Annotated in this window: 22 protein-coding genes; 12 read left to right on the forward strand and 10 right to left on the reverse strand. The window is 40.1% G+C overall.

Going from position 1 to position 21,530, the window contains the following annotated elements:
• Positions 1–9: 9 nt before the first annotated feature.
• On the reverse strand, positions 10–678 hold the full coding sequence (locus tag VB733_RS01655) for a cobalt transporter (protein ID WP_323338367.1): 669 nt from the start codon (positions 676–678) through the stop codon (positions 10–12).
• 133 nt (positions 679–811) lie between these two features.
• On the opposite strand from VB733_RS01655, the gene rppA reads away from it, so the two are divergent.
• Both rppA and rppB read left to right on the forward strand, forming a co-directional pair.
• Positions 812–1,519, forward strand: a complete 708-nt coding sequence (gene rppA / locus VB733_RS01660) for a two-component system response regulator RppA (RefSeq protein WP_323338368.1) — start codon at positions 812–814, stop codon at positions 1,517–1,519.
• Positions 1,516–2,913: a two-component system sensor histidine kinase RppB gene (rppB, locus tag VB733_RS01665; RefSeq protein ID WP_323338369.1), complete on the forward strand. Its 1,398-nt coding sequence runs from the start codon at positions 1,516–1,518 to the stop codon at positions 2,911–2,913. The genes rppA and rppB overlap by 4 nt, the downstream gene beginning before the upstream one ends.
• A 57-nt stretch (positions 2,914–2,970) precedes the next feature.
• On the opposite strand, the gene VB733_RS01670 is transcribed toward rppB, so the two are convergent.
• Positions 2,971–3,702, reverse strand: coding sequence for an alpha/beta hydrolase (locus VB733_RS01670; protein WP_323338370.1), 732 nt, complete (start codon positions 3,700–3,702; stop codon positions 2,971–2,973).
• A gap of 368 nt (positions 3,703–4,070) precedes the next feature.
• Here VB733_RS01670 and VB733_RS01675 point away from each other — a divergent pair, with 368 nt between their 5' ends.
• Entirely contained in the window at positions 4,071–4,946 is an 876-nt protein-coding gene (locus VB733_RS01675; protein ID WP_323338371.1) for a helix-turn-helix domain-containing protein, read from the forward strand.
• A gap of 10 nt (positions 4,947–4,956) precedes the next feature.
• Here the strand turns inward: VB733_RS01675 and gatA are convergent, their stop codons facing one another.
• Positions 4,957–6,432, reverse strand: coding sequence for an Asp-tRNA(Asn)/Glu-tRNA(Gln) amidotransferase subunit GatA (gene gatA / locus VB733_RS01680; RefSeq protein ID WP_323338372.1), 1,476 nt, complete (start codon positions 6,430–6,432; stop codon positions 4,957–4,959).
• Positions 6,433–6,670: 238 nt separating this feature from the next.
• On the opposite strand from gatA, the gene VB733_RS01685 reads away from it, so the two are divergent.
• The 5 genes from VB733_RS01685 to VB733_RS01705 all read left to right on the forward strand — a co-directional run bounded on the left by VB733_RS01685 (position 6,671) and on the right by VB733_RS01705 (position 12,310).
• Positions 6,671–8,020 (forward strand): OB-fold nucleic acid binding domain-containing protein, encoded by a 1,350-nt coding sequence (locus tag VB733_RS01685; RefSeq protein ID WP_323338373.1) that lies wholly within the window; start codon positions 6,671–6,673, stop codon positions 8,018–8,020.
• A gap of 189 nt (positions 8,021–8,209) precedes the next feature.
• Positions 8,210–8,770 (forward strand): hypothetical protein, encoded by a 561-nt coding sequence (locus VB733_RS01690; protein ID WP_323338374.1) that lies wholly within the window; start codon positions 8,210–8,212, stop codon positions 8,768–8,770.
• Positions 8,771–9,191: 421 nt separating this feature from the next.
• On the forward strand, positions 9,192–10,283 hold the full coding sequence (locus tag VB733_RS01695; protein WP_323338375.1) for a saccharopine dehydrogenase family protein: 1,092 nt from the start codon (positions 9,192–9,194) through the stop codon (positions 10,281–10,283).
• 213 nt (positions 10,284–10,496) lie between these two features.
• Positions 10,497–10,964, forward strand: a complete 468-nt coding sequence (locus VB733_RS01700; RefSeq protein WP_323338376.1) for a hypothetical protein — start codon at positions 10,497–10,499, stop codon at positions 10,962–10,964.
• 623 nt (positions 10,965–11,587) lie between these two features.
• Positions 11,588–12,310: a hypothetical protein gene (locus VB733_RS01705; protein ID WP_323338377.1), complete on the forward strand. Its 723-nt coding sequence runs from the start codon at positions 11,588–11,590 to the stop codon at positions 12,308–12,310.
• A 4-nt stretch (positions 12,311–12,314) separates the two neighbouring features.
• On the opposite strand, the gene VB733_RS01710 is transcribed toward VB733_RS01705, so the two are convergent.
• Positions 12,315–12,449 (reverse strand): hypothetical protein, encoded by a 135-nt coding sequence (locus tag VB733_RS01710; RefSeq protein WP_323338378.1) that lies wholly within the window; start codon positions 12,447–12,449, stop codon positions 12,315–12,317.
• Positions 12,450–12,453: 4 nt separating this feature from the next.
• Here VB733_RS01710 and VB733_RS01715 point away from each other — a divergent pair, with 4 nt between their 5' ends.
• Both VB733_RS01715 and VB733_RS01720 read left to right on the forward strand, forming a co-directional pair.
• On the forward strand, positions 12,454–13,317 hold the full coding sequence (locus VB733_RS01715) for a DUF1350 family protein (RefSeq protein WP_323338379.1): 864 nt from the start codon (positions 12,454–12,456) through the stop codon (positions 13,315–13,317).
• Positions 13,318–13,498: 181 nt separating this feature from the next.
• On the forward strand, positions 13,499–14,635 hold the full coding sequence (locus VB733_RS01720) for a PP2C family protein-serine/threonine phosphatase (RefSeq protein WP_323338380.1): 1,137 nt from the start codon (positions 13,499–13,501) through the stop codon (positions 14,633–14,635).
• Positions 14,636–14,643: 8 nt separating this feature from the next.
• Here the strand turns inward: VB733_RS01720 and VB733_RS01725 are convergent, their stop codons facing one another.
• From VB733_RS01725 to VB733_RS01740, 4 genes are all read right to left on the reverse strand, one after another.
• On the reverse strand, positions 14,644–14,976 hold the full coding sequence (locus VB733_RS01725) for an STAS domain-containing protein (protein ID WP_416336278.1): 333 nt from the start codon (positions 14,974–14,976) through the stop codon (positions 14,644–14,646).
• A gap of 237 nt (positions 14,977–15,213) precedes the next feature.
• The gene (locus VB733_RS01730) at positions 15,214–15,903 is read right to left on the reverse strand and encodes a helix-turn-helix domain-containing protein (protein ID WP_323338381.1); all 690 of its coding nucleotides are present in this window, start codon (positions 15,901–15,903) and stop codon (positions 15,214–15,216) included.
• A 44-nt stretch (positions 15,904–15,947) separates the two neighbouring features.
• Positions 15,948–16,433 carry a Dps family protein gene (locus VB733_RS01735; RefSeq protein ID WP_323338382.1) on the reverse strand — a complete coding sequence of 162 codons (486 nt, stop codon included), beginning with the start codon at positions 16,431–16,433 and terminating at the stop codon, positions 15,948–15,950.
• 168 nt (positions 16,434–16,601) lie between these two features.
• Positions 16,602–16,865 carry a sulfiredoxin gene (locus VB733_RS01740; RefSeq protein WP_323338383.1) on the reverse strand — a complete coding sequence of 88 codons (264 nt, stop codon included), beginning with the start codon at positions 16,863–16,865 and terminating at the stop codon, positions 16,602–16,604.
• Positions 16,866–17,075: 210 nt separating this feature from the next.
• On the opposite strand from VB733_RS01740, the gene VB733_RS01745 reads away from it, so the two are divergent.
• Entirely contained in the window at positions 17,076–18,734 is a 1,659-nt protein-coding gene (locus tag VB733_RS01745; protein ID WP_323338445.1) for a SpoIID/LytB domain-containing protein, read from the forward strand.
• A gap of 113 nt (positions 18,735–18,847) precedes the next feature.
• Here the strand turns inward: VB733_RS01745 and VB733_RS01750 are convergent, their stop codons facing one another.
• The gene (locus VB733_RS01750; protein WP_323338384.1) at positions 18,848–19,141 is read right to left on the reverse strand and encodes a ferredoxin; all 294 of its coding nucleotides are present in this window, start codon (positions 19,139–19,141) and stop codon (positions 18,848–18,850) included.
• A gap of 460 nt (positions 19,142–19,601) precedes the next feature.
• On the opposite strand from VB733_RS01750, the gene VB733_RS01755 reads away from it, so the two are divergent.
• Positions 19,602–20,600 (forward strand): Gfo/Idh/MocA family oxidoreductase, encoded by a 999-nt coding sequence (locus VB733_RS01755; RefSeq protein WP_323338385.1) that lies wholly within the window; start codon positions 19,602–19,604, stop codon positions 20,598–20,600.
• A 68-nt stretch (positions 20,601–20,668) separates the two neighbouring features.
• Here VB733_RS01755 and VB733_RS01760 read toward each other — a convergent pair whose 3' ends face one another.
• Positions 20,669–21,202, reverse strand: a complete 534-nt coding sequence (locus tag VB733_RS01760; RefSeq protein WP_323338386.1) for a DUF4330 domain-containing protein — start codon at positions 21,200–21,202, stop codon at positions 20,669–20,671.
• Positions 21,203–21,530 lie beyond the last annotated feature (328 nt).

The raw sequence follows: 21,530 nt of genomic DNA on the forward strand, positions 1-21,530 counted from the left end.
TCTCCTTTCTTATTCAGATAAATCGCTTTTCTTTTTGCCCTTACCTACGACAACAGCGATCGCTCCGCCCACAAGCACGACTCCACCACCGACTCCTGCTAACATACCCATCGGCAATCCGCCTGATTGCTGAGTTGTTTCACCAGCCTGTGAGATGAGATTACCGCTAGCATCATGGCTATGAGGTATTCCTTGAGCATCTGCCTGAGCATGGGCTGTATCAGTTTTAGGAGTGGTACTTGCGGTTGAACTGGTTGCTGTATCGGCAGTTGGTGTTTTGCGTGATTCGGCATAGAGCGACAAACCACCTTGGGTAACAAGTTTTTCCCCAACTGACAATCCTTTGGTAACAGTAATTAGTTCGCCTTTGGTCGCACCAGTTGTAATTTCCACTGGCTCATAAAAATCCTTATACTGCACAAATACTAGCTGCTTGCCATCAGCATCAACCAATGCCGTTACCGGAATCATCACGGCAGATCCAGATTTGGCAGAAGATGCGATCGGCGTAACCACAATGCCTAATAGTTGATCGTTTTGGGCATTGACTTTGACGCGATTAATGCCGCCCGTTGCCTGAAATTCATCCCCATGTCCCACGTGAGCAAATACAACTGTGGGCGCACTGATAATTAAACTGACTGCCAGAATGGAACTTACTAGTATAAAAGGTTTCATAATCACTCCTCACAATGGATACCGAGTTAAACAAAAGTTCTCCATAGTTTGCCAAAGGGCAGATGAAATCCAGGTGAAATGGCAAATCTTTTTGTAACATCAAGCTAATATATATGTTGATTCCCCTGGAGTGATGCGAATTTTACTGGTGGAAGATGAAGCGGATTTGGGATTGGCAATTAAGCAAGTTTTAATTAGCGAAAGGTATGTGGTAGATTGGGTGACAGATGGTACTGAGGCATGGCTGTGTCTTGAAAGCCAGTGGACAGACTACACAGTTGCTATTGTTGATTGGCTACTGCCCGAAATGTCGGGATTACAGTTATGTCAGAAGCTTAGACTACACCAAAATCCCTTACCAGTGCTGATGCTTACTGCTTTGGGTCAGCCGGAAAATCGGGTGGCGGGGCTGGATGCGGGGGCTGATGATTATTTAGTCAAACCGTTTGTCATGGAAGAATTGCTGGCACGGTTGCGCGCCCTTCAGAGGCGATCGCCTCAACTACAACCGTCTACCCTAACTGTTGCAGGTTTTACTCTGGATACAGCAAATAATGTCCTAAGAGTCAATTCCGATGGATCTACGCCCCTAATAATTCCCTTAACCACCAAAGAATTTCAGCTGCTCATGTATTTGATGCAGAACCCCAATCGCATCATTCCCGGTAGCAAATTGCGTCATCAACTTTGGGATATGGATGAAGAACCGATTAGTAATGTAGTTGCGGCGCAAATGCGCTTATTACGGCGCAAGTTAGCAAATCATGGCTGTTCCTGCCCGATTGAAACTGTTCCCGGTGCTGGCTATCGCTTTAATTCTCAAGTTGATTCTCGGTTATGAATAGCTACTCACTGTTCCGGCGCAGTCGTCTACGGTTAGCCCTCTGGTATGCCGGAGTTATGGGCGTGATTTTGAGTGTTTCTGGCTTGGGGATGTATCGCGCAATGGTACAAACAAACTGGGCAGCAATGGAGCGTGAAATTGAATCAATTGCTGGAACTTTACACGATAGCGTCGAACCACTGTTACCGCCTTCTGAAGAACCAACTGCGGTGCTGCAACAAATTTTTCCCGATCTTTGTTTGAGTGGAAAGCCTTGCAAGGCTACCCCCACGCTGATTCAACGGCACACTATCGGCATCAGCGATCGCACCACATATTATATTCGGCTGTTCAATCATCAAGGGAAACTCCTGGCTTTTTCACCCAACCAACCGCTATCTCTGCCACCAACTCTCAACCGCACTTCATGGCAAACCTTTCGCACGGCTAACGGCATTCGCTATCACCAATTCACCACGATTTTGCATAGCGCCAATACCCATCCTTTAGCTAATGAAGCCAATGCTGATTCATCCTGGGGCTATTTGCAAATTGGGCGCACTTTAGAACATTTTGATGCGGAAATCTGGCGGATTCAATGGATTATGGCGATTGGGTTGCCTATTGCCCTCAGCTTGGTTGCTACTTCCAGTTGGTGGCTTTCCGGATTAGCAATGCAGCCGATTTACCAGTCCTATCAGCAACAGCAACAGTTTACTGCAAATGCTGCCCATGAATTGCGATCGCCCCTGGCTAGTTTGTTGGCGACTGTGGAAGCTATCCTCCGCATACCGCAATCAAATCAACAAGATATGCAAATCATGCTTCATACTGTTGAGCGACAAGGGCGAAGGTTAAGCCATTTGATCGCTGACTTACTTTTGTTAACCAGTCTGGAGCAAAATTTAGGGGCAAAACCTTTTCAGCCCTGTTGCTTAAATGATTTAGTGAGCGATTTGACTGAAGAATTTTTAGAACTGGCTACTGCTGCTGATATTAATTTAACCTGCCAAATTCCCACCAGCGAGGTTTACACTCTAGGTAATGAATCGCAACTTTATCGTTTAGTGTCAAACTTGATTGCCAATGCCATCCAGTACACACCTAGAGGGGGATATGTAACTGTTAGCTTAGTCAAGAGTGATTACACTGCTGTGATTGCAGTGAAAGATACAGGTATTGGGATTGCGCTTGCTGATCAAGAGCGAATTTTTGATCGCTTTTACCGTGTTGATGGCGATGCCTACGGCGGGCTGCGCCTACGCTCTCGTAAAACCGGAGGCACAGGATTGGGACTAGCCATAGCTGTGGCGATCGCCCAAAAACATCAAGCGTATCTGAAAGTTGAAAGTCAGGTGGGAAAAGGTAGTATTTTTACACTAGAGATGAAAGTTTTATCTTCTAACATCTAGAAAATTTGTATCTTCTCAATAGCTCGTAACCGCACCCAAAGGAATTGCGATCGCAACTTAATGCAGAGTCGCTTGAGTTTGCTTTTGTACAACTTGTAAAAAAGACTGTACAGCTTTGATATACTGCGACGGAGCCGTTTGTCCGACATTATTATGATCTGCGCCTGCAACTAAAATTAATTCTTTTGGTTGAGGAGCAACTGCGTAGAGTGTTTGACCCATAAACGCAGGGACTGTTGCGTCTTCAGTGCCATGAATAATCAAAATGGGTACTTTGAGTTGTGGCACCTTTTCGATTGAATCAAATCGCTCTTTCAGAAGTAGGTTGACGGGAAATATAGGAAAAAGTTTCCGTGCTGCAATCACATTGCGAACAGAGGTAAATGTACTTTCCACAATTAACCCAGCCGCCTCCGGACGTTTTACCGCCAAATCAATTGCGATCGCACCTCCCAAGGAATGACCATAGATATATATTTGACTAGGATGGACTTTTCGCTGTCTAACTAAGTAATTCCAGGCGATTGTTGCATCTTCATATACTCGTGATTCATTGGGAAAGCGACCTTCACTTTGACCAAAACCACGATAATCAATCAAAAATACCGAAAATCCAGCCTTGTAGTATCCAGTCGCTGCAAAAATATTGGCACTAATATTCAAAGCATTTCCGTGCAGGTAAAGTAAAACCTTGCCATCGGAATTCGGATTATCCATCCACCAACCATGAATCCGCTCAATCTTATTTTTTTTAGTCTTAACTGACAGCCACACATCTTCAAATGGCACATTATAAACTGATGGTGTTTTTTCAATGACATTGGAAGGGAAGAAAATATATTTATGTTGTATACAGTATAATGCAATACAAAAAATTGCATATATTAAGATAATGAGAAAACATACTCCTAGAATTAACTGGGGGAGCAAGTGTATGAAATTTTCCAGCTTTCTTTCCATTCTTCAAGTATTTCTATATACAATCAAAAAAACAACAATTGTTCCTTTTTGAACCAAATATTTGGTACTCTAAAGTGATGAATGTGTAATCAAATATTTATATTTAAATGAATTTGATTAATTAGTTTAATTATATACACAAATAACCGAGATTTCTCTATTGAATAGTAGATACAATTGGAGAATAGGAGAAGAATGTGAAGCTGTCCAATGAGGCTCAAGAGGGGCAATTTCGAGAAATCGGAGCTTACTTACGACAAGCGCGTACAGAAAAAAATATTTCCATTGATGAAGTCGCGATGCATACACGTATTCGTTCAGCATTTCTCGAAGCAATGGAAGAAGGACGGGCAGAAGACTTGCCGGAAGCTGTTTTTGTTCAGGGATTTATTCGTCGCTACTGCGATGCTATTGGTATAGATGGCACTATCCTCACAGCAAATTTTGGTGATTTATTCTTACCAGTAGTAGTTGACAAGGAAAATATAAATATAAAAAAGAAATCAAGTTTATATATACCCCTAGCAGTACCGTATGTTCTACTGCTTTTAGGGGCTTCACTAGGGTTATTTTATATCCTCAGTCCGAAACAGAATCCTGATGTTCTCAGCAACAAAGATAAATCAACAGCAACTACTACAGAGAAGCCAGCAGTGACTCCAAAAGCTACACCACCGACAGTTTCGGAAACACCGACTCCCCCAGCATCAGTAAGTTTATCACCAACGGTCACACCTTTAACAACACCCGTAACACCAACACCAACAGCTTCTATTTCTCCGACAGTTGCATCTGCATCCGGTGTGGAAGTAGATATAGAACTTCAAGGTGAATCTTGGCTACGGGTAAAAGTTGATGGCAAAACTGCATTTGAAGGTACTTTAAAAAAGGGAGATAAGAAAACCTGGGCGGGAGATAAAGAAGTAAGTGTATATTCGGGTAATGCGGGTGCTGTTTTAGTCTCAGCGAATAAACAACCAGCTGTTGTCATGGGTAGTGAGGGAAGCTTGAAGTTGATTAAATATACTCCTGAAGCAGCAGTTTCACCAACAGCAACACCTTCGCCTCAATAACTACCTGCATCTATCCAATCTTCGGTTCCCGCAAATGCCAATCAGTTGATTGTTCATATGCATAGGCAACTTGAAATAACTTTTCTTCCTGTAATACATTACCAATCAGCTGCAAGCCAATTGGCATTCCCGCATCATCAAAACCACAAGGTACGCTAATACCTGGCAAACCCGCTAAATTTACAGGAATTGTCATCAAATCGATTAAATACATGCTCAAGGGATCAGTTGTTTTTTCACCTGCTTTAAATGCAGTTGTGGGGGCAACAGGAGACACTAAAACATCAACTTGTGCAAATGCATTCTCAAAATCTTGTTTAATTAAGGTGCGAACTTTTTGTGCTTTTAGATAATAAGCATCGTAGTAACCCGCAGACAATGCATAAGTTCCAATCATAATTCGGCGTTTCACTTCCGCACCAAAACCATTTGCACGGGTGCGATTGTACATCGAGAGCAAATTATCTGCATCTTCAGCACGGACACCATACTTCACACCATCATACCGCGCCAGATTTGCCGAAGCTTCCGAAGGAGCAATAATGTAATAACTTGGCAAACCATAACGGAAACGTGGACAAGAGATTTCGACAATTTCTGCGCCCAAATCTTTGAGTTGCTCTATGGCTTTATTCACGGCTTGTTCGACTTGGGAATCTAAACCTTCACCAAAGGTTTCTCTAATAATACCAATGCGAATTTTTTTACCATGAGATTTGCCATAAGATTTTAAATCGGGTTGCAAATTCGCAGTGTAATCAGGAATTTCGACTTTGAGACTTGTTGAGTCCTTAGCATCATATCCAGCAATCCCATTCAATAAAATTGCTGCATCTTCAACACTACGGGAAAAAGGACCAATTTGATCTAACGAGGAAGCAAAAGCTACCAACCCATAGCGTGACACCAAGCCATATGTAGGTTTAATCCCCACCACACCACAAAACGATGCTGGTTGACGAATCGAACCACCCGTATCAGAGCCTAACGACACCACACACTCACCCGCAGCCACAGCAGCAGCAGAACCACCCGATGAGCCACCAGGAACCCGTGATAAATCCCAAGGATTCGCAGTTTGTTTATAAGCAGAGGTTTCGGTAGAACCACCCATGGCAAACTCGTCGAGATTAGTTTTACCCACCATCACTGCACCCGCAGCAAATAACTTTTGTGTCACCGTGGATTCGTATGGGGGGATAAAATTTTCTAAAATTCGCGAAGCACAAGTAGTGGGGATACCCTGAGTACACATATTGTCTTTAATACCAATAGGTATTCCTGCCAATATCCCAATATTTTCACCCGCAGCAATTTTTGCATCTACTGCCCGCGCCTGTTCTAGTGCTTTATCTGCCGTAACACATAAGAAACTTTGGACTTTCCCATCTACTGCTGCAATCCGATCTAAGGCTGCTTGCGTAATTTCCACAGCAGAACGTTCTTTTTTGACTAATTGTTCATGTAAATCGCGGATGGATGGCATAATAATTCCTTTATCGCGTTGCCGCAAGCTAGTATGTATAGCACTCAGCAGTCTTCAAATGATTGATTTTAGTACAGCTTTGCCCTTTTTGTGCCGTTAAGTTTCGCTCTGGCAAATATTGGGAGTACAGATTACTTGTTCTAGATTAGTATTTGATTAGTATTTACTAAACAACTGGATTTATTAATTTACTTAATTTAGTTCATTTCCTTTTATTCAGCTTTCCGGGGTTGGGATTATGGTTAAAATAGTTACAAGAAAATCCTTGGGCGTGCAAAATGTCTACGATATCGGTGTCGAACAAGACCACAATTTTGTCATCAGGCAAGGATTAGTAGCTTCTAACTGTTTCAATAAATCCCACTCCACAGCCTACGGCTATGTAACATATCAAACTGCATACTTAAAAGCCAATTACCCGTTAGAGTATATGGCGGCACTGTTGACTGCCAATAGTGGCGATACTGACAAGGTGCAGAAATACATTGCCACCTGCCAGAGTATGGGCATTCCCATCGATCCCCCAGACGTAAATCTTTCCGAAGTTGACTTTACACCTCGAAATGGCAAAATCGTCTTTGGATTATCAGCAGTGCGAGGATTAGGGCAAAATGCGATCGCCGCAATATTAGAAGCCAGAAAAACAGGTGAATTTAAATCCTTAGGGGACTTTTGCGATCGCATTGATTTACGCACAGTTACGAATAAGACTGTAGAATCCCTCATTTACTGTGGAGCCTTTGATAAACTCGGAAGTAACCGCCAGCAATTAATCCACGACCTAGAACTAGTGTACAACTGGGCACAATCCCGCGCCAAAGACCGCGCCACTGGGCAAGGAAACCTGTTTGACTTACTGGGAGGCGGTTTTGGTAGTAATAATAGCAGCAATACGAACAATAATAGCTTTGACTCTGCCCCCAAAGCTAAACCCACCCCCGACTTTCTTCCCCAAGAAAAACTCAGCAAAGAAAAAGAACTACTAGGTTTCTACGTCTCCGATCATCCCCTCAAATCTATTCGTCAATCAGCACGTATCCTCGCACCCATCAACCTCTCCCAACTCAGCGAACAAAAAGAAGATGCATCGGTTTGCATGGTTGTCATTCTCAACAACGTCATGAAACGAGTTACCCAAAAAGGTGACGCAATGGCAATCTTACAAATAGAAGACCTGACTTCCCAAGCCGAAGCCGTCGTCTTTCCCAAAATATATGAACGTATCAGCACTGCCCTACAGGTTGATGCCAGGTTAATTATTTGGGCGAAAATCAAAAGCCGTGACGAGCAAAAGCAAATTATCGTAGACGACGCAGAACCAGTCGAACAAGTACAAATGGTGATGGTGGAACTCACTCCAGAACAAGCCACCACTCTCGAAGAGCGCGATCGCTTACGTAATATCTTGGTATCACAATCGGGGGAAAAAGACAAAGCCAAAATACCTGTGATTGGAGTCGTTCAAGCTGGAGGTTCCCGTCAACTAGTCCGTTTTGGTAGGCAGTTTTGGGTACAAGACTCCATCAATGCCATCAATGCCCTTCAAAGCGCCAATTTTCCTGCACGTATTCAGCCTCTAGCGAATTAGACCCAAATTGGAAACCACTTCATTCTTTTCTTTGTCCGTACAATCGTCATCAGTAAATAAACGTATATATTTCCTAGATAACTAGTTTATTTAGTTACTTATGCGGATGATAACCTGTTAGTAGCCATAGTATCTTTTTATGCCATGATGAGTTTACATATGGCGAAAAAGGGAATGAACAAAAACTGCATGAGCGCAGATGAACTAAATAAATTTGTGGCTTACTGCAAAAGGATTCAGCCCCAAGCCAGAGAAGATATCAAGTGTTTTTTTGAAGGGGTTGTGGGGTTTCCTTATGATAAGGAACTACTTTTGCAGGCTTATTTATTTTTAAATATCCAAGATTTGTTTCCTTTTTGTACTGAGTTACTACTATTTGAAAAATCACCGATCGCAGATTATACGGATTTGGGTAAATGTGATTTTGTCTACTTAACTGCAAGTGGTAATTTATTTCTAATTGAAACTAAATTTATTGATACGGAAGCCACAGGAGCAACTGAACGGAAGCGTCGCAATAAGCACAGGAATAAAGTCTTTGAGCAAGTAATTACTTTAAAGGCTAGATTTAGCGAATACTGGGATATTCCCCTTGCACAATTAGACTGCGGCGTATTTACAACCGACTCAGAAGTCGAGTGGCGAGGAAATAATATCAATGTAGTTACAAAAGCAATATCCATAGAAAAACTTGAACAGTGGAGAAGAAGTTATCATCGCCGCAAGCTAGATGATAAATTTAATGACTAATTTATGATTGATTTTAAAATTGTGAACGGAATACGCGCGATCGCCTAAAATGGGATCAATCATTTGTGCAAAAAGTAATTATTTATTTGCAGAAGTTGTGATGACGTTATTACTCGCTGGCTTCAATCATTTCTGCAACTTCTAAACAAATTTTACAAACTAGGATTAAACATATAGTCGAACATACAAATGTCACTGTTAGAAATTGAAGTGCTGTGTCAAAGAGATAATGCCATACATGGTGTGATATTCTCCTCAGAAACCAAAGCTGACTAATTTATGCTGGCTGTAATATCTATAGCGCCCGATACTCTCGACTTATGCACTTTCTCCTTGGGAGATATATAACGTCATCCTTGCTACTGATGAAAAGCTCGACAAAACTTGATGAAATATATGTGACGTGGTAGATGTGAGAAATATGAATAAGCAAGTTCTAATTCTTGGTGGTAGGGGACGAATTGGTAACAGTGTTGTTCAGGATATTCTCGCGCATACCCAGGCTGAAGTCACTATCACTGGGCGTACAGCAGGAACGGTGACAGATAATCAGCGCGTCAGGTTTATGGTATTAGACTTAATGGAGGAGAACAAATTGCGGAATGCATTAGCATCCTCCCATCTTGTCATCCATTGTGCTGGTCCTTTTCACTATCGAGATGCAAAAGTTCTCGAATTTTGTGTTGAACATGGTGTAAATTATCTTGATGTGAGTGACCATCGTTCATTTACAATCAAAGCTTTAGAATATCATCCTCATGCTATGAATGCTGGAGTGACAGCAATTGTCAATACAGGTATTTTCCCAGGTATTTCTAACAGTATAGTACGCCATGACATTGAACAATTTGATCAAGCAGAGACGATTCATCTCAGTTATTTGGTAGCAGGTTCTGGTGGTGCTGGGATTACAGTCATGCGAACTACTTTTTTGGGCTTACAAAATCCTTTTGATGCTTGGATTGATGGTAAGTGGCAAGTAGTAAAACCTTACATGCAACGGGAAATTATTAATTTTCCTCCGCCCTATGGGAATTCTGGAGTCTATTGGTTTGATATGCCAGAAACATTTACATTACCGAAAACTTTCCCCAAAATCAAAAATGTGATCACTAAATTCGGTTCTGTTCCTGATTTCTATAATCATTTGACTTGGATTGCTGCACATATCTTTCCTCAGTCATGGATAAAAAGCAAATTTGGAGTGGAATTTTTATCAAGTGTGAGCTACAAAATGACTAATATTACCGACAATTTTAGTGGGATTGGCGTAGCTGTACGTTCCCAAGTTCACGGATATAAAGATGGGAAGATAGCTACCTATTGTTCTAACTTAGTACACAATAATACAGCGATCGCAGCTGGTATTGGTACAGGTAGTATTGCCCAATTATTACTTGAAGATAAATTCAGTAAACCTGGTGTATATCCTGTTGAAGCAGCTTTACCAACTGATTTATTTGAGCAAGCAATGGAGAGTCGAGGAGTTGAAATTAGTTCTAATTGGATTTAGATGAAGTTGCAAGTGCTAGCTGCTAAAATAAAAAATATCTTCTTTGTATCAGTTTTGACCCAATTTTTTTGGTCAAGTTTGATATATGCATCATAATTTTGGATATTACTGATTAAATATTATTTTTTTTCTCATTACATACCTTTCACCCCTTATCCATATCGCTACTTGGTTATGGTAAGTTAAATTCAAGGTGCATTCACGGAGCGCAAGATGAGTCGTCTACTTTACGAACATTCTGTCTCATATCGAGGTTATTTAGTCATTCCTTTCGCATTTCCAAAAACTAGCGATACTCCTCTAGGGAGCGGCTATCGTCAACAGAAAATTTATTCTTACAAACTTTTAGCAGAAAATGGTAGTAAGGATAAATTACATAAAGCTGAAAATCCTAGTGGATTCTATAGTGATAGCATTGAGAGGATTGTGAATATTGCCAAAGAATACATCGATAACAATTTAGATTTTATTGGCAAGGGTGATGCTTTCAAGTGTCGTTATACTTACCGGAACAATTTAATTATTGTTTCTCAAGAAGCAGGTAAATATTATTATGATCATTATCCCCCAGAAAGCTTGAATAATATTGCAGCACCTAAAATTTTTAAATCTGAATTTGACTGTATTAGTTGGATTAAAGAAGGAATCGATGGTTTACATCTCAAACGCAGAGTCGGTTAATTGAAAGTAAAGGGCAAATTCCTCAGAAACTAGGCTTATGATTGTATCAAAACGAATATTTTCAAGATTTTATCAACATAAACCTGGTTTCTCTCCCTCAAAAAAAAGATAGAAATACACTGACTTCATCAGCCAGAAAACAGGCATCACTTCATACTGTCTTGATAATTGAGTAAATAATTTTTAGTTGAAATAGTCATAATCTTTACTTTGTGAATAAATAGTATTCCCGATAAAATTGATATCGTTTCCCCAAAATCTGGCAACACATAAAATAAATCTCCCTGTCTCTCCATCGGTGCGTCACCATCTGTTACTTTACTTTGGAGAATTGGTATGAGTCCACAACTATAATTCAGTTCATATCAATCAATTCCTGAGCCAGTTGACATTGACGAAAATGTCATCTCTATCCCTGGCTACTAACAATTATTTCAGCTAAAATAGCCAATGTATAGTTTTTAACAGTATTTAATACTATCCGGACTATGTTTTCATTGTCTTGAAACTTATGGAAACGTCTTGATAAAAATTAACAGCTATCTGACTAGCTCTAAGTTGAAAACTTAATTGTCATATAGTAATATACGACTATTTCTTTTGGAAGTGGGGAATCAACAGCTGTGAGGAATGATTTGCAAGGGTTAGACATTAGTCAAAAAGAATTGCAACAACTGACAGATTTACCGGTACATGAAGAGCTTATACTTGTTGTGGGCGCTCTCAAGAAAATTGCCAAGAAATTTTTAGAGAAAGTCAAAGGTCCAGAAGCTGCTACTGCATATTTTATTGCTATAGCTCCATTATTTTTTAGTTATTTTATTTTTACTGTTTTTATTAGTTTATTTTTGCCAGGATTAAATGTTATTCCTGCTTGGATACTATTTCTGCTATTTTTAGTATCTGGCGGCGGTTTATCTCAATTAGGTTTTTATTATATTTGGAAATATAGAAGTAAAATAGTTAGAGAAAATATTACTCCTTCACTGAGAATTTTATTGAGTGATGTCGAAAGATATAATAATGTCATTAGAGCCATAAATATCAATGATCAAATTGAAGCCGCAGGGAATATAGATGTTAGTATTAAAGAGAGAAAGCGAATTTTAGAGGCTTTAAAATTAACCAGAGCAGATTTAATTAGAGCCTTAAAAACAGAAAGAATTCTACGAGAGAATAAGAATTTCATTATTAGCAATACCGAACTTTTTGCCAATAATCTACCAACATTAAGTGCCATGCAAGTTAGTGAACAAGCAAGCGAACATGGAAGATTGTTAAATGAAGCATTACAAATCGCTTTAGATGTGCAACTGGAAATGAAGCGCCTACAAAGCCAAAGTTAGGACATTAAGGATATGGAAATTGTAAAAAGATGTGGAGATGAAAATATATTTCCCCATTCACCTGTCTTTGCACCCCCTCTCCGACATCCCGACTCGCTTCAGCAAGCTCTAAGATAAAGAAGTGGTAATTTTGGCTCATCAGCATGGAATGGAAAGAGATATCTGGTAATTGGGTGCTAATTCCCCCTAAACCCAGTGGCATTATTCACTTCTTAGGTGGTGCATTTGTGGCGACTGCACCGCAAATAACATATCGCCTACTATTGGAAGCACTGGCAGAAAAAGGCTATATGATCATCGCTACTCCATTTATCAATACATTTGACCATAATGCGATCGCCAAACAAGTGTTGCTCAATTTTGAACGAGCTTTAGTACGCTTGGAAGAACGAGGAATTCTTGGTAATGGCTATATTCCCATCTACGGAATCGGACACAGCATGGGTTGCAAATTACATTTACTCATTGGCAGTAATTTCGATGTCGAACGTGCGGGCAATATTTTGATGTCATTTAATAATTTTGCCGCTAGGGAAGCTGTTCCCCTCATGGAACAATTCAATGCTATGTTTGCAAAGAATCAATTTGCGAGTATTTTGGCAAATAATCCCCTAGCAAATCGAATATTTCCCAATTCGGCTACAAATGCATCTGCAAATTCAGCTTTTGCGCTTGAGTTTACCCCTTCACCAGCTCAAACCAATGACTTAATTCGCGAGTATTATCATGTGCGTCGCAACCTCTTAATTAGATTTAGCAATGATAATATCGATCAATCCCTAGGTTTAAGTAATATCCTCAGTGAAAAATTTCCGGAAATGAACACGCTGCAAGTGCTAGCCGGAAACCATATTACACCCCTTGGTCAAGATGTAAAATGGCAGATAGGACAAGATTTTAATCCACTCGATGCGATCGGACAATGGGTAAGGCAAGAAATGTATCGTGATTTGAACCAAGTTAAACGTACCATCCTCTTATGGTTGAATCCCTTATCACCTCCATAATTCAGATGTTTTACCCACTTCATGTATTCTGAATATATTAATAATTTTTGATTTCGATTTCTGATGTTTGAATTTTGGGTATCAGATTTGGGATTTCTCAAATAAAATTAGGCATGGTTCTAGAGGCAGCAAAATTTTAAGCTGGGAATAATAAACTGCAATTGTAAACCGACTACCTTTTATGTATCAAATTTTGGTAATTGACGATGACCCTGCGGTACTGATATTGTTGAAGCGCATGTTGGTAAGGCAAGGTTATGAGGTAGTCGCTGCCACTAATGGTGAAGATGGAATCGCTCAAGCTTATGCTATCCAGCCAGCACTGATTATTTGTGATTGGATGATGCCGGGGTTGAGTGGTATTGATGTTTGCCAGCTCATTAAGGCAGAAGCTAACTTGTCCACGACATTTTTTATTTTACTTACATCCCTGGATTCTATCGCCGATCGCGTCAAAGGGTTGGATGCGGGAGCCGATGACTTTATTACCAAACCGATTGAACAGAATGAACTCCAAGCGAGAGTGAGAGCGGGCTTGCGGTTGCACCAACTGAGTCAAGATTTACAAACACAAAAGCAAAAACTCGAAGATGAACTTACGGAAGCTGCTGAGTACGTTTGCTCGCTATTGCCACCACCAACATCGCAACCCCTGAATATCAACTATAAATTTATTCCTTCGCGCCAACTTGGTGGTGACTGCTTTGATTATTATTGGCTCGATCCCGATTACTTAGCATTATACTTGCTGGATGCTGCTGGACATGGCTTGAAGGCAACTTTACCCTCGATTTCGGTACTAAATTTATTGCGATCGCGTGCTTTGCAAAATCTGAATTATTATCAGCCGAGTGAAGTCCTCAAAGCTTTAAATGAAACTTTTCAAATGAATTACCAAAATGATAAATATTTTACTATTTGGTACGGTGTATATAACCGAGTCAAACGCCAACTGATATATTCTAGTGCTGGACATCCACCAGCCATATTAATATCCGGTAAATCTACCACTAGTACCGAGGTTAAATTATTAAGAACCTCTGGAATGCCAGTTGGTATGTTTCCGGATGCCAAGTATATTGATGGTTTTTGTACCATCGAGCCAGAAAGTAGTCTCTATCTTTTTAGTGATGGAGCTTATGAAATTACCCTCAGCAATGGAAATCTTTGGGGGTTAGAAGAATTTATTCGCAAGCTTGTTAGCTCGCACCATACTTTTGATTATTATCTCAATGATATAATCAACTATCTCACCATATTGAATGTAAAAGATGTTTTTGATGATGATTTATCAATTATGAGAATAGATTTTAGTTAATTAATCAATTAACTTATCTTGGTCATTAATGATTTTTCAAATTCATGGCGATCGGTAAATATCTCAAATACTTTATCCATACCAGTTAGCTCAAAGAGGATGCGAATCTGCTCATTAATTGAACAAAGCACCAATTTGCTATTGGCAGCTCGCAATGTTTTAAATGCAAGTACCAATGCACCTAAGCCGGAACTATCCATAAAAGTCACATTTTTTAAGTCAATTAAAACTATTTTTGTACCATTATCCACAAATGCTGTCACTTCCTGTCGGAAGGCTTGTGACTTAGTGGCATCTAAGCTTCCGCTTGGTTGAAAAATTTTTACTTGTTCTGTCAACATGTCTCGTGAAATTACTTGTAAAAATGATATCTTGATTTTTCTATTACTTGTTCATCATAGTTCATTTCAAAAATTGTTGCCAACTTGCCATCTGAAAATGCTTTTAGCAATTGTGTTCATCATTATTTATAAATAGTAATAATAAACAGTAATATTACTGAGTCTCGAAGTCCGAGAATCTGCCATACATAAATTTAAGAACATTACTAAAGATTCATGAAAATTTTCCGGATAGAATTATAATCTCGATTCTTGACTTTCATGCGGAAATTCGGAACCTGGACAACAAACTCTGACTCGATACAACAACTTATCGCCCTGACGATAACCAACATTTTGCACTGTCACCTTATCCCCCGGTTCTGCGCTTCCCTTAACTAATTGGTGAAATTGAGGTTCGTAACATAATTCCTCGCCGACGTTACCCATGACTTCCACACCCCAAGCTTGCAATAACTTTTTCAATGGTTTTTGTATCAAAGGCAGCATATTTACTGCTGGAAGTTGTGGGTTTTCCCTTGCTTTTTGTGCTGCTGTGGGAAATTGCACCAAAAAAGATTCCAGCAGTTGTAAGCTCTCCTGCTGGAATTGTTGCTGTAATTTTTCGCTTTGTTGTTCAAGTTGTTGCTGCAACAATAGGTATTCTCGTTCTAAATCGGCAATTCGTTGGCATAATTCTTTTTGATTGGAAGTTGGGGCGGGGAGGAGATGGCTCTGTTGTGAGAATGTTGTCACTAGCTCGTCTAAGCTTACTTGTAATACTTGCGAAAGCTGAAGGACAACTTCTATCCGCATTTTTTCGACTTCACCCCGTCGTAACCGCAAAATTTGTCTTTCCGAAACACCACTAACTCGACTAAGTGCTGCCAAACTGGGAATAGCAACTTGTTGGATTAAACTTTGGAGTTTTGGGGTGAAGTCGATCATAAAATTGGGTATTGGGCGATGCGGAAGATTAAAGAGCCTCAATCCTATTCTTCCAAAAGACTCCGCAACATCCAAGCTGTTTTTTCATGGACTTGCATACGCTGTGTAAGTAAGTCTGCTGTGGGTTCGTCATGAACTTCTTCTATCAAGGGAAAAATCGAACGTGCTGTTCTGACTACTGCCTCTTGCCCTTCGACAAGCAAACTAATCATTTCTTTTGCTTTGGGAACCCCTGGAGTTTCTGCAATGGAACTGAGTTTGGCATATTCGCTATATGTTCCAGGTGCAGGATAGCCAAGCGCACGAATTCTTTCTGCAATTAAGTCTACTGCTAGCGCTAACTCAGTATATTGTGTCTCAAACATCAAATGTAATGTTTGAAACATCGGTCCTGTCACGTTCCAATGGAAATTGTGGGTTTTGAGATATAGTGTGTAAGTATCTGCCAAAAGACGCGACAATCCTTCAGCAATTTTTGCTCTTTTACCGTCATCAATACCGATATTTACAGAAGCCGCTTGAGTTGCCATATAAATTTCTCCTGATTCCTATTAGTAATTAGTCACTGCTTCTTGGTCATTAGTCAAGGGAGAATGAGTAATAGTAGACGGACTTACTATTCCAGTTTGTCCCAGGTTATACTTAATACTGAGTTAATTCCTGTATCATTACCTCACTTTACAAGTTTCCCATTTTCCCTACGCCATGTGCATTTGGAGTACACTCTTGGGTGCTTTACGAATTTTGGCTAAAATAGTTTCTTGACCTAAACGCTGACATGCCTCGTAGCGATGGCAACCTGAGAAGCCATAATACTGTCCTTCTACTTCTAGTACATCTATTGGTTCTTGCTGACCGATTTCTGCTATTGAAGCCATTAAGGCTTTCACTTTTTCTTGGTCGTTTGTGCGGGGCAAGGGTCGCCGAATTTGGTTTAATGGTATTTTTTGCACTCTTACCATGTATTGTTGTTCGCTAATTAACTTTATCTTTCAGTTCTTAATCTAAATCATAGTCGTTATGACTTTATTTTGCAATTGTTTCAGATAAGCTTTTGAGGAACACTCACACTACAACTATGAATAATTCTTATATTACATAAAAACTACAATAAGTATGTGGGTGTGTTTGCTTTATTTCGGTTACTAAAAGGGAATGGAGGACAGGTGACAATGGATATGATTTTGGGGCGTTTGTATTACACAACAGTAACGATGTTTTGCGTTCTGGGTTTAACTGGTGCATCGAGTACAGCCAGTAAAACTGAGGATGTGGAATTAAAGATTGGGATAGTACAGAGGTTTGGGGATGACGCGAAGGAAATATTGCAATTGGAACCGACGAAAGGCGATCGCTTGCGTTTAAATTTCCAGACTAGAGCTGGAGAGCGCTCTGTGACTACAGATAAGCCAGTTCGCTTGGAAATTGCCATGCAGTCTTTAGCGAAAGCAACTGCTGAGGAGCGCTTAATTTTGGGCGTATTCCGTACATTTGAAGCTGCGGAGGACAATGCGAACAAGTGGCGTGAAAAGGGTATAGAAGTCGAAATTGCTCAACCCGATCGCTGGCAAGTTTGGGCAAAACGTGGTACGTACAGCACTCCTCTGCTGCGGAGACTATTATTGCAAAGCCTGCAAGCAACTGGAAGAACAACACCTTTTATTGAAACCCAAGTTCTGAAACAGGTACCAATAGTTACATGGAAGGTAGGAGATAAAACTTATACATCAAAATCAATTAAAATTACCAGTGACAAAAACCTAGTTCGGGTGAATGAAGGTAAAAAACTTGATGTGCAAGGGAATAATAACCCAGCAAAGAACAACACTAAAGAGGCTAAAAAAGATACTCTTAACCCAGACAAGGCGCGTCTTTTCCCTGGTGAATTGTTGATACAGCCAAATGCCTATGGGACATACACCTTAGTAAATCAAGTACAGTTAGAAACATATTTAAGGGGGGTAGTCCCTTACGAAATTGGGACAACAGCGCCAACATCAGCATTAGAAGCACAAGCGATTATTGCCCGAACTTACGTTTTGCGTAATTTGCATCGATTTGCTGTTGATGACTATCAACTATGTGCTGATACACACTGCCAAGTTTATTTTGGCTTGAAAGGAGTTGCACCAACCACCGATAAAGCGATCGCAGCCACACGAGGAATGGTGCTAACTTATGATAATCAATTAGTTGACGCACTATATGCAGCGAGTACAGGAGGGGTAACAGCTTCATTTTCGGATGTTTGGAATGGTGATGAACGCCCCTATCTACGTCCTGTTATCGACTCCGCCAACAACATTTGGAATTTATCAGCCAAGTCACTGGCTGACGAAAAAAATTTCCAAGCCTTTATCAACAAAAAACAGGGATTTAACGAATCAGAATGGCAATTATTTCGTTGGCGTAGAGAAAGTAGCCTTGAAGATATAGCTAAAGACTTACAAAAATTCCTCAAAGTCAAAAAAAGCCCCTATGCCAAATTTAAACAAGTTCGGGATATGAAAGTAGTCGAACGTAGCATCAGCGGACGGATTCTCAAACTCGAAGTCGCCACAGACATCGGCTCATTCCAACTCAACAAAGACGAAGTTCGCAGTGCCTTCGCAGCTCCAATTAGCACTTTATTCTACCTCCAACCAATTAATAAAGGTCAACCGCAACTTTGGGGATATGCCTTTGTTGGTGGGGGTATGGGACATGGTGTTGGTTTAAGTCAAATCGGGGCGCAGAATTTAGCTAAACTCGGTTGGTCGAGTGCGAACATTCTCCAGTTCTATTATCCCAACACCCAACTGCAAATACTCAATGACAAGATTAAAAAATAGCAACACGAGAAAATTATGCATTAAAATAAGCAGTCACAAAGAAGGAAGCTTGATCCCGATTTGTGCTGCTTGTTAAATTATGTCAAAAATATTGTGTGAGGCGCTAGAAAAATTTAGTAGAGTTCTTCTTCCTTGTTGGTTTCGATAGTGCAATCAGAAGTTGGGTAAGCTACACAAGTAAGTACATATCCAGCTTCGATTTGCTCATCATCCAAGAACGATTGGTCAGATTGATCAACAGTACCAGCAGCGATTTTACCAGCACAGGTGGAACAAGCACCAGCGCGGCAAGAATAGGGCAGGTCAAAACCAGCTTCTTCAGCAGCGTCTAGAATGTAAGTATCGTCTGGACAATCAATAACGTGAGTTCCTTCTTCGGTGACGAGTGTGACTTTGTAACTTGCCATTTTGTAATCCTCTCTGTTTGAAAACGGACCGTATAAGTTCTCTTAAAGCAGCAACTACGACTCATCTCGCCGGATGAGTCGATTTTTTATTTGCTTCAATTCTGATACTACGAGAAAAAAGAAACGATGTAACCAGAAAATGAACACGATTAGTAATGAAATTTAGTTACTTAATACCGATAAGTTTTAGTTATATTATTACCAAGAGTCTAGTCAACTCATTTAGTTATCTTATTTATTGTTAAAAAGTTGAAATATTTGCTGGGAAAGTTTTTGAGTCTGTCATAATCCACCTTGCATACAGATATTATTAAATGGCATCAGTATTTAAAGTAGCAGTCAGCGTTCAATAGAGCATGATGCTTCTCATTTATTTGTCTTAGAAGTATTAAAAATAACTTGTCTCAATCTCTAAAGGAAACAATTTTCAGGAAACCAAGAGAGTAAGCTAGTGGCGACAATGTATAATTCTTCAGTCTCTGTGACAAAAGCTGTTATAAATGTGGGTTTGATTGGTACTGGGTATGCGGCAAAACTGCGAGCGGAATCGCTACTGCCTGATAGTAGAGTTCGTTTAGTCGTAGTTGCAGGTCATGATTTAGAAAGAGTTCAAACTTTTGCCAAGGAGTACGAAGCTGAAGCAATAAATTCTTGGCAACAAATTTGCGATCGCGATGATATAGACTTAGTGTTCATATCGACGATGAACAGCGAACATAGCAAGATTGTACGTGCTGCAATCACCTCTGGTAAACATGTTGTGGTGGAGTATCCCCTCGCCTTTGACACTCAGGAAGCGGGAGAGTTAATTGCTTTGGCAAAACAACACAATAAACTCCTCCACGTCGAACATATTGAACTTTTGGGTGGAGTTCACCAAGCAATTAAACAATACCTGCCAGAAGTGGGGCAGGTGTTTTACGTCCGTTACAACACGATTAAACCCCAGTTACCAGCACCCCGTAAATGGAGTTATAACCATAATTTCTTTGGCTTTCCCCTAATTGGTGCTTTGTCGCGTTTACATCGCCTCACAGATTTGTTTGGTGAAGTTTTGACTGTAAATTGCCATCACCGTTTTTGGCAAGTTGAGGATAATTACTATCAAAGTTGTTTTTGCATCGCTCAACTTTCCTTTGCTAGCGGATTATTAGGACAAATTATCTATGGCAAAGGTGAAACCTTGTGGCAACCTGAACGTAAATTTGAAATTCATGGTGAAAAAGGCGGTTTAATTTTTAATGAAGAAAAAGGAATTTTAGTGCGGGCAGGGGAAAAAATACCTTTAGATGTTGCCAGTCGTAGTGGATTATTTGCGAAAGATACCAGTATGGTTTTAGAGCATCTGTTAAATGGTATGCCGTTATATGTTCAGCCTGAAGCCAGTTTATACACCTTGAAGGTTGCCGAAGCGGCAAAGCGTTCTGCGGACACTGGTTTAACAATGATTGTAGATTAATATCACCAGCAAAATCCCCCGAAATCTTCTGTTCCAGGGGGATTTAAGGGCAGGTTAGGGAAATATTGCTATTGTGCCTGTTGTATTCTCAAATCAATCACAGATGCATTGAAGTTATAGTTAAAGCCTTCTAGCTCAAAAGGCATCCCAATTTTAACTTTACTATTACCAAGAACTGGTCCATTATCAGTGAGTTGGGCTTTACCTTCTAAGGTTAAAAGCATATCAGTGCTGAAGTTATCTTTTCTGGGGTCTCTTAATTCTTTTACCGAACCATCTGGTTGGGGAACAGGAATTGTCCGAGGTAATTCTCGAATTGATTTAATGTTGATTTCGCCATAGGGTTGATTGCGGATAATAACTTTGGTTTTACCACCTTTATTAAAACCATTAACGTATAACTGTTGAGTGTCGCGCACATTTAAGCCTCTCACCACCAAATCAACTTCGATAGGTACGGTTTTCTGATTTACTTGGGCAATGGAACCCGTACCAGGCAGTAAGAAAATACCAATTGCAACTAATACAATTACGCAAATAGCGCCAACATCAAGAAGATTGAATTTACCAAACAAGCGACCTTTGGAATCTAAAATAGCCATAAAATATTTCCTGATAGCAAGGTTAAAAGTTACAAGGGAAAAAGGAAAGGGTCATTAGTTCAGATGCGATGGAAATGCGTTCGCTGAGGCAATGACTAAATCAACACAACTTAGGTTGGTGGGAAACTAACGTCATGAGCAAGACGAGTAAGTATAGAATTCTTCCACTCGACCCACATAGTATATATTTTTTACCAAAGGGTGAAGTCCAGCGACAGTGTATCATAACTGGTGCTTTTGATTACTGACGTTAAAAAAATGTACAATTCGTTGTCATCTAAGACTGTAAAGTTAGCATTGAGTCAAGATAAATAGTCAAGATAAATCA

Source organism: Calothrix sp. UHCC 0171 (assembly GCF_034931845.1).
In the GTDB taxonomy this organism is placed as follows: Bacteria; Cyanobacteriota; Cyanobacteriia; order Cyanobacteriales; family Nostocaceae; genus Brunnivagina.

Coding starts and splice junctions, on each gene's coding strand:
- VB733_RS01655 (WP_323338367.1), bottom strand. CDS start 678: ATGAAACCTTTTATACTAGTAAGTTCCATTCTGGCAGTCAGTTTAATT.
- rppA (WP_323338368.1), top strand. CDS start 812: ATGCGAATTTTACTGGTGGAAGATGAAGCGGATTTGGGATTGGCAATT.
- rppB (WP_323338369.1), top strand. CDS start 1,516: ATGAATAGCTACTCACTGTTCCGGCGCAGTCGTCTACGGTTAGCCCTC.
- gatA (WP_323338372.1), bottom strand. CDS start 6,432: ATGCCATCCATCCGCGATTTACATGAACAATTAGTCAAAAAAGAACGT.
- VB733_RS01685 (WP_323338373.1), top strand. CDS start 6,671: ATGGTTAAAATAGTTACAAGAAAATCCTTGGGCGTGCAAAATGTCTAC.
- VB733_RS01690 (WP_323338374.1), top strand. CDS start 8,210: ATGAGCGCAGATGAACTAAATAAATTTGTGGCTTACTGCAAAAGGATT.
- VB733_RS01695 (WP_323338375.1), top strand. CDS start 9,192: ATGAATAAGCAAGTTCTAATTCTTGGTGGTAGGGGACGAATTGGTAAC.
- VB733_RS01700 (WP_323338376.1), top strand. CDS start 10,497: ATGAGTCGTCTACTTTACGAACATTCTGTCTCATATCGAGGTTATTTA.
- VB733_RS01710 (WP_323338378.1), bottom strand. CDS start 12,449: ATGAGCCAAAATTACCACTTCTTTATCTTAGAGCTTGCTGAAGCGAGT.
- VB733_RS01715 (WP_323338379.1), top strand. CDS start 12,454: ATGGAATGGAAAGAGATATCTGGTAATTGGGTGCTAATTCCCCCTAAA.
- VB733_RS01720 (WP_323338380.1), top strand. CDS start 13,499: ATGTATCAAATTTTGGTAATTGACGATGACCCTGCGGTACTGATATTG.
- VB733_RS01725 (WP_416336278.1), bottom strand. CDS start 14,976: ATGTTGACAGAACAAGTAAAAATTTTTCAACCAAGCGGAAGCTTAGAT.
- VB733_RS01730 (WP_323338381.1), bottom strand. CDS start 15,903: ATGATCGACTTCACCCCAAAACTCCAAAGTTTAATCCAACAAGTTGCT.
- VB733_RS01735 (WP_323338382.1), bottom strand. CDS start 16,433: ATGGCAACTCAAGCGGCTTCTGTAAATATCGGTATTGATGACGGTAAA.
- VB733_RS01740 (WP_323338383.1), bottom strand. CDS start 16,865: ATGGTAAGAGTGCAAAAAATACCATTAAACCAAATTCGGCGACCCTTG.
- VB733_RS01745 (WP_323338445.1), top strand. CDS start 17,076: ATGGATATGATTTTGGGGCGTTTGTATTACACAACAGTAACGATGTTT.
- VB733_RS01750 (WP_323338384.1), bottom strand. CDS start 19,141: ATGGCAAGTTACAAAGTCACACTCGTCACCGAAGAAGGAACTCACGTT.
- VB733_RS01755 (WP_323338385.1), top strand. CDS start 19,602: ATGTATAATTCTTCAGTCTCTGTGACAAAAGCTGTTATAAATGTGGGT.
- VB733_RS01760 (WP_323338386.1), bottom strand. CDS start 21,202: ATGGCTATTTTAGATTCCAAAGGTCGCTTGTTTGGTAAATTCAATCTT.